Origin of the sequence: Rheinheimera sp., from assembly GCF_030824435.1 — a bacterium.
Lineage (GTDB): Bacteria > Pseudomonadota > Gammaproteobacteria > Enterobacterales > Alteromonadaceae > Pararheinheimera.
Genome location: NZ_JAVBXS010000052.1, coordinates 55,699 through 63,795, shown reverse-complemented (window position 1 = coordinate 63,795; position 8,097 = coordinate 55,699). Strand labels below are relative to the sequence as shown.

The 8,097-nt window shown below is 43.9% G+C and carries 6 protein-coding genes; 4 read left to right on the top strand and 2 right to left on the bottom strand.

Translation table 11 applies throughout. The features are described 5' to 3' along the window. Both RCH83_RS11625 and RCH83_RS11620 read right to left on the bottom strand, forming a co-directional pair. Positions 1-2,012, bottom strand: a 2,012-nt coding sequence (locus RCH83_RS11625; RefSeq protein WP_306522200.1) for a UvrD-helicase domain-containing protein, incomplete at its 3' end; no start/stop codon positions are given. 123 nt (positions 2,013-2,135) lie between these two features. Then, positions 2,136-2,807, bottom strand: a complete 672-nt coding sequence (locus RCH83_RS11620; protein WP_306522198.1) for a hypothetical protein — start codon at positions 2,805-2,807, stop codon at positions 2,136-2,138. Between the two features lie 272 nt (positions 2,808-3,079). Between RCH83_RS11620 and RCH83_RS11615 the strand changes: the two genes are divergently transcribed. The 4 genes from RCH83_RS11615 to RCH83_RS11600 all read left to right on the top strand — a co-directional run bounded on the left by RCH83_RS11615 (position 3,080) and on the right by RCH83_RS11600 (position 8,096). Continuing rightward, positions 3,080-3,307, top strand: a complete 228-nt coding sequence (locus RCH83_RS11615) for a hypothetical protein (RefSeq protein ID WP_306522196.1) — start codon at positions 3,080-3,082, stop codon at positions 3,305-3,307. Positions 3,308-3,403: 96 nt separating this feature from the next. Then, positions 3,404-5,041 (top strand): hypothetical protein, encoded by a 1,638-nt coding sequence (locus RCH83_RS11610; RefSeq protein WP_306522194.1) that lies wholly within the window; start codon positions 3,404-3,406, stop codon positions 5,039-5,041. A gap of 227 nt (positions 5,042-5,268) precedes the next feature. Continuing rightward, on the top strand, positions 5,269-6,078 hold the full coding sequence (locus RCH83_RS11605; RefSeq protein ID WP_306522192.1) for a tyrosine-type recombinase/integrase: 810 nt from the start codon (positions 5,269-5,271) through the stop codon (positions 6,076-6,078). Beyond that, a complete protein-coding gene (locus tag RCH83_RS11600; protein WP_306522189.1) occupies positions 6,075-8,096 on the top strand; it encodes an AAA family ATPase in 2,022 nt (673 codons plus the stop codon). Before RCH83_RS11605 ends, RCH83_RS11600 begins: the two co-directional genes overlap by 4 nt. Position 8,097: the final 1 nt, after the last annotated feature.

Genomic DNA, 8,097 nt, shown 5'->3' with positions numbered 1-8,097 from the left:
TGAACAGAGTTAGTATCCTGAACCTCATCCAGAATAATATGCTCAAATCGATTGGCAGTTTTGTCAGCTTTTTTCTTCTCAGTTAGTCGGTTACGCGATTTAACCAGTAAGTCGTTGAAATCGACTATCTCGCCCTCCTTTTTCCATTCGGCAAATTCACTGATAACGCCAATAACTTCCTTTTTCAAATCCTCTAACTGTGGCGCGATTTTGTCTATACAGGTGTCATACTTGGGCTGATCAAAGTTGGCGGCATAACTCAATATACTGAAAATAGTTCGCGCTAAATCCTCGTTATCAAACTTGCGAACTAGTTTGCCTTTTTTAGGCAACAGCTGTTTGATTGCTTCAACACATTTTTCTTGATTGAGCACCTTGCCATGGGGTCGATTAAGCAACTCTTGGTTACACCAAGAACTAAACGTGCCTACGAACATTTCAGGCCGCAATAAGCCTTTTTCACTCAACCGTGTTTTAAATTCATTGCTGGCCTCCCTCGTAAATGCCAGTACACAAATATTCGCTGCATCAACACCTGAATTCAGAAGGTGCTTCACCCGTTTAATAATCAGCTTTGTTTTACCAGAGCCAGGACAACCTTCAACGTAAATAGCAGATTTGGCAGATCTCACAATTTTGTTAGGCGAATCATGCTTACTTCGTAACTTTTCTATTAGAGGTTTAACCAACTGTCTGGCAGCGATGACTTGAGCAGAGTAGTTGATAGGAAATGGCTCCGGTAGCCTATTACTTGGGTGAAGGATCTTCTGCTTTAGTTGGTTAACAATCGGAGTAAATGCGGCATGAACTTGTTCAGCATCAAACTTAATTAGGTACTTGTTTGACATATATTTGTGAGCAGCTGCTAAGCGCTTACGTAACGACCGAACTTTATATAGTGATTTGTTTTTTAAAAGATCTTTTAGCTTCTCCGATTCGATATCCAACAAGGCCTCAGGACGCACAAACACCACATCTTGTAATAATGAAGAGCTGTCATTCATTTCACGCAACAGCAAAGGTTCCTTAGCCAGCAGCTCGCGTGATTCAATACGAAGGCTAGCCGCTTGATTAGGAAACCACTGTTCAAGTCCTTCAATCTGATCGGCTATACGTTCAAAATCTATACGTTGCCATCCAAATACCTTTTCAATAAACAGCTTATTTTCTTTAAGCACTTTGTCATAGGCTATGACATGCTTGTAGTCTCTATGACCAATATAAGTGGTCTCAACAGCACGACCATCATCAGGAATGCAGGAACCCTTTTTAACATTTGTGTCGTTACGCATTGTGAAAGCGAATAACTGGGACACCCCATGCATTATATATCCGGTATCTATACGCAGTAGTAATCCATACTCTACTAGTTGATCGTATCTGCCGGGTTTCAGAGCTGACTTAATGTGGAATAACATCAGGGAGATGTGCTGCGGCGTAAGCCGTGTGGGGATGCATTCGATCAGGCAGTTATAAGCCAATTTCCGCTGATTTCGGGGGTGTCTAGGATCAGCGATCAATACGTCTATGTACCTGTACAGATCGGCATCCATGAACATCCGGTACTTATGTGAGAAAAACGGCCTCCTATCTGATTTTTTAAACCCTCGATTGACTGCACCTAACCCCTTACGGGTGACATGCAGCCTTGCCATACGATTCTTGGTTTTAACATTAGTAAGACCTGTCTTTTTATCCATTAGAACATCGTAATCTTGCTCTGTAAGCTTTAGACCAATTTGTATGTGATCAATATCGACCGTTTTATCACTGATACCCTTCACTGCTTCCTGAAGCAATTTGTCTTGGTACTTAATGATATCAGGGTCTGTTAGAACACTTACTATCCGGTCTAAATCATAGATATACCCGATAGTAACAGGGTCTATTAGTGCCGTAATTGAGCAATTATGCTCAATATGTGCCGACTCAAATCGTGTAATTTCAAAAATTTTATTAGGCACTACCATTTCTATGAATGATGGTTGAGCAGATTCGCTCGAATTGGGCACGGTTTACACTCCAGGCTACTAATAAACACTAAACAACTGAATTACATACTCTTCTGACCTTAAAGAGCAATCGTTTAGATAACATTGTTAAGAATTTACACTTTTATCCATCAAATGCTTCGGTCATACAGGCTTCTGATTGGTTAACGCTTGTTTAGGCTTTTTTGGTTTGAGGCGTTTAGAAAGCCACCTACCAGTCAAATCTTTCTTGCGCATACCATTATGTAATCTTATATGCCTTAATCTGGCACGACTGACTTTTTTATCTGCTTTATTCGGAGGTTCGTAACTGTTATCCGGAGTTATGTCCGTAACTGTTACATAACCAAAATCATGCAGTCTACGTAACAAATTGATAAGTCTTTGGGATGTCAGTTTCATGCCCATGCGAGAAGTAATAAGAGGCAATGAGGTATAATACCCCTCATTTGAGTATGCTACCTCAGAGCGCAATGACTCATCAGAGCCTATCGCCATCCCATCTATAAATTCCTCATCAACTTCAAAGACATCACCATATAGCAGTGCAGGCCGGAAATCCTCAGCAAAAGACGTTGTGAAAATCTGGCCACCGTCAGCAAGTTCCCCAAAAAAATAAATGGCTAGTTTGACCTCAGGCAAAGTGAGATGCGGGTTAAATAACACGTTTTCTATAAAACAATCTTCCCCAAAATTGGGTAAAGAGTGGAAATCGAAGTGTTTAGACGATGTATTTTTACAATGAGCTAATAACAATCGACGCGAGATCGACTCATTTACTAGCTTTATCGGGTTCTTTTTCGTACCAATTCTCATTTTTACGCCACTTAAGAACTTTTAATGATTCTTAAATGTAGCATGAAAAATCAAGCACACCTGAACAGCTTAAAAATAAGGGGCTGCGGGCATGTGCAAAATAAGGGTTTTAAATTCATTCAACAAAATCTCACAGGCAGGTCTGAAAGCCTTGCAGGACATAGCTTGCAGGGCATAGGTCTTCAAAAACGCTTTCAGTAAATTTTACTTGGCTTATGAGTGAATAATGCGTCTGTACCTGAGAGGCAGGTATTTAATGAGGATGTATTGAAATGAAACCAAAACAGATTACGCAAAAAACTTGGGAAGGCACCAGCATAAGTATTCATAAAGTTGAACTTATAAAAGACTCAACTGCATTGGATTCGCAGAAACCGAGCGCCTCAATACCCGAAAATTCCATTCTTACATCACAACCTGCTCAAGCAGACAGTGGGCTGTTGGTTAAGGATTCGAATAATAGCCTAACACTGAATAGCGCGCCATTCAAAACACAATAAAAGCAACACCTGCAAAGTGGCGACTTTAGAAGCCATACAAGTGCAAATGGGTAGCTGAATTTTGAAAATCAAAAGCTAAATTAAGGTCTTAAAATCATGAAAAATGAAAATCGTGTTGCAAATGAAAAATCGGTCAATCTTGAAGAAATAAACCAAAATTTACTGGAAATGTACAACGAAAACGACGGACAGGGATCTGAAGAGTTAGCTATTCAGTGCAGAACAGCTATTAAAGTCGGAGAAGCACTTGTCAAAATGGCTTTATTCATTGTCTGGTATACCAAGTCTTATTTAAAGCTGGGATACAGCAATATGAAGCAATTTGTTATTAAAGAGACCTCACTGACGTATGACAGTGCTATCAAACAACTTGAAGCAGCAAGAATTTGCGCTGAACATTTTGGCATTGAAAAGATTGGGTATTTTAGTGACAGCTCCATGAGAACACTTGCAAAAATTACTGACAGCTCAACGCGTGAAAGGATCATCAACAGGATTTGTGCCGATAACAATACCGACAGGAACAATCTTGACACAAAAAAAATGACATCAAAAAAAGTGCAGGAAGCCACTTCCCTAGTAACAGGTAGGAACTACTTCAACGAGGACTTCAAAGAAAATTGCATGAACAGAGAAGTCTATGATGAAGACTATGTTTCTACCTCAACAAGGTTCCTAGATGATGAATTTACGATCTATGGCAAAACATCAGATGAACCGACCTTGCAAGGAAGTGATGGTGTATCTGTAATAAATAGCAGCATTGACTACAACGACTCAGAATTCAAGTGGAAACTGGGCTTTGAATATACCCCCATGGAAATGCGGGCAATAATTCAAAAAGATTTTCCTCAGTTCTTTCATGAACACATGAACAGAAGATACTTTAACTATCAGCAACTTAAGTTCGCACTCCTTTCTTTGGCTGAGGGTAATAAAAATGAAGATGCAATTGCTGAAGCATTAAATGGAAACCAATATAACCAGATGTTTGAAAGTGAAGAATGCGCTAGAAAGTTTCTCCAAACACTGTCCAGAGAAACCTTAGATGCATTCTTAGAACTTATGAATGAGCGCGGCTTAATCAGCGACTCAGGCAACATTGGCATGCTATTAGAGGCAGTCCCTGTTTTAAAAGATGAAGAACAAATTCAATTTATCGTTGATAACTGTGAATTGTTTCCTAAAGAGGAAGAAGAGGAAAGTAGCGAGGAAGACAGTAGTAATAAAGTTAAGGACGAGGACGACGAGGACGACGAGGACGACGAGGACGACGAGGACGACGAGGACGACGAGGACGGCGAGGACGACGAGGACGACGAGGACGGCGAGGACGACGAGGACGGCGAGGACGACGAGGATGACGAGGATGACGAGGATGACGACGAACCAGTCAAAGAAGTGGATCCACAAAAATATTTAATGCTATTTAAGGTAGGAGTCGCAGTTCAATCGAAACTAACAGAGCAAGATATTGAGCTGATTAAGGAAATCGAAAAAAACGGTTATGACATTAAAAAAGTCGAGAGATTAGAGCCACTTCGCACAAAAAATAATCACAGAGAACTTAATGAAATAAGCCAAAAAGTTGCATCGAAAGCACGTAAAAATCTAAGTAAAACAGATGCAAAAAGAGCATTCTTTTTAGCATTGGCCCAAGATCTAAATGTAGAAGAACTCTGTTTCGCTTATGAGTATATTCAAGGTGTTATAAACCAAGAGCTACAATGTTAGGGTCGCTTATCCGTAGCAAAAATACCCCTTCAAATCGTCCGGCAACCAGTGCTACCTTGGTGTAGCACTGCTTTTCTGTGTTCCCCCCTTTTAAGACTCAATTACATACAAAAACACACCGGAGATACGCTATGTCTACAGCTAGCCCGTATGCGCTGTATATCAGCCGTTTGTCGCCCAATAGTCAGCGCTCAATAGCGTCACAGCTCAATAGCGTTGGCAAGTTAATGAACTGGCCGGAAGAAGAACGAGCAGAGCGATTGCATAAAGTAGATTATCAGCAAGCGCTACATATTCGCTCTGTGTTGACGCATGCAGGCTGGTCAGCCCGCTCTATCAACCGAGCCATTATTGCTATTCGTGGCATCGTGAAAGTAGCTGTTCTGACAGACCTTGCAGAGCAGCAACAGTCTGCGCACTTAGAAACCATTACACAGGTTAAGCATGGTCAGCATCAGGGCAACCCGTTGACCGTAAAGCAGGTTGAAAAGCTGTTTCGCTTGCTGCGGGATGATATGTCACCCATTGGCATTCGCAATCAGTTGGTGTTTGCGCTTTTGCTCGGTACGGGTCTTCGTCGCAGTGAGCTGGCAGCGTTAGAGCTTGCAGATCACAACCGCCAGGCACAGACCTTGTTTGTACGAAGTGGCAAGGGTAACAAAAGCAGAACCCTGTTTTTACCCCCATGGACACAGGAATACTTCACTTCTTGGTCGCGCTTTCGGGGTAAAGACACCGGCTATTTGCTGTGCTCTGTCTATGCCAATGGCAGCGTGAAGCCTATGGACAGCATGAATGTGTCCACCATCTATCGGTTGATTAAGCAAAAGCTGGAACTGATTGGCGTTAAGAACGCTTCCCCGCATGACTTACGGCGCACTTTCATTACCCAGCTGTTAGAGCAGAATGTAGACCTCAATACCGTGCGTCAAATGGCAGGCCATTCGGATATCAGCACCACCACCATTTACGACAAACGCGACCACCAGTTTATGCAAAATGCAGCGTTGAACTTAAGTTATCGGAGCAAGCCATGAGCCGCCGCGCTTCTAATGCTGCGCAGCAAAGCCCTTATCTGGCAGCGCAGTTTGCCATGCTTATTGTGAATGAACTGCTGGAGCAACACGACGAAGAAGTGTTAACCCCATCCACGGTGAATCGCATCATCTGCAGGCGTGAATTGGGGCCAGTCCAGCGCAGCCACTCAGAGCTATTAGACCTGCTCAATACAGATGACCGCTACCCAGCACAAACCAAGCTGATGCAGCAAAACTGCCTGAATCTGTGTGGACTATTTGGTGTCCCAGACACCATGGCAAAGGTGATTGAATTCGTGCTGGTGCATAACGCTAATACAGGCTTACACCACTTGGTTCAGGCGACTGAACTCACCCTGTTAGAGCAGGATTTTACTGACCTTATTGCGCAGCAAGCAGGGTTAAGCCGTGCTGAAGTGTTGGAATACTTGATGGTTTTGGTGGCACAGGGGCTGTTTTTAGAGGGCTATGACTGTGGTGAAATTCATACCATGGGCATACCACGCCCCATGTTACAAACTCTGATGCGTGAAGAGGTGGATAGCAAAGAAATGCTATTGCATACCATGCTGCACCCAAGCCCTGAGCCAAAGTTTAGGCTCAAACACTTCCCGCATGTGAATACCGACCTGTTAAGTCAGTACCTGCATCAAGCCTGTGCGGAGCAGCATGGGGGGGTTAGCATTTTACTCTATGGTGATGCAGGCAACGGCAAAACCGAGTTAGCGCGAACCTTGGCTGACTACAGTGGCCGCATACTGTTTGAAGTGCGCAACCTGAAAATGGATGAAGGTAAGCCCAGCAACGAGTTCAGTGCCAAAAATGCCAGTGGTCAGCGTCTTGAACACTTGGCCTTGTTGCAGCGCCTACTGGCGGGTTCATCGGATGCCATCTTATTGATAGATGAATGTGAAAGCTTGTTTCGTCAGGCTGATGGGGGTTATAGCAAAGAGACACTACACCGGATGATTGAGCAATCCGAAGTGCCTTGTATCTGGATCACCAACCATGTCTATGAGCTGGAAAACAGCTACATCAGGCGCTTTAAGCTCTGCGAAGAAGTGCGCCAGCCGGATAAGAAAACCCTGCTGTCGATTGCAAAACAGTCGTTTAAGGGCTTATCGGTCAGTGAGAAATACGCGAAATCACTGGTCAATACGCCAAGTATAACCCCTGCCATATTGCAAAATGCAGGCTATATCGCCAACACCATGGCGGTTGCCAGTAGTGAAGCGCAGCAAGTGATTGGTGATGTGGTGGAAGGAACATTACGGGCGTGCATGCTGTGGAAAGATGGCCTGACGTACAAACAACAAATGGCATTCGACCCAACCTTACTGAACCTGAAACAAGGGCCAGAGGTACTGAATGAAATTGCCTATGCGGTGGAACACCAACAGCCCGTACGGGTGCTGTTATGTGGACCGCCTGGCACGGGTAAAACCGCCTTTGCGCATTATCTGGCCGAGCAGAACGACCATGACCTGTTTCGGGTGAAATGCTCAGACATCTTAAGTAAATACGTGGGAGATAGTGAAAAGCAGGTGGCTCGGTTATTTGAAACCGCCCACCACGAACAGAAAATCCTGCTGCTCGATGAAGTGGACAGCCTGCTCACCAGCAGGGAGCGACTGAAATCACACCATGAACTGACGCTTGTTAACGAACTGCTAGCACAGATGGAGTGCTTCACTCAGCCGCTGTTCGCAGCAACAAACTACGAGACGCTATTAGACAAAGCTGTACTGCGTAGATTCGATTTTAAGCTCGACTGTGACTACTTGACTGCACCGCAAGTGATAGCGCTCTACAAGCGCGCTCTGAGCGTTAAAACGCTGGCAGATGAAGAGCTTAGCGCACTAGCTCAGCTCAAGCTGCTGACCCCAGGCGATTTTGCAATCCTTGCTCGTCGCATGATGTTTCAACCCAAGCAAAACCATCGCACTTCGGCACTCGAGCTGCTGAAAGGCGAAAACAACCGCAAGCAACCCAACAGAACCATTGGCTTTGTCCATTAGG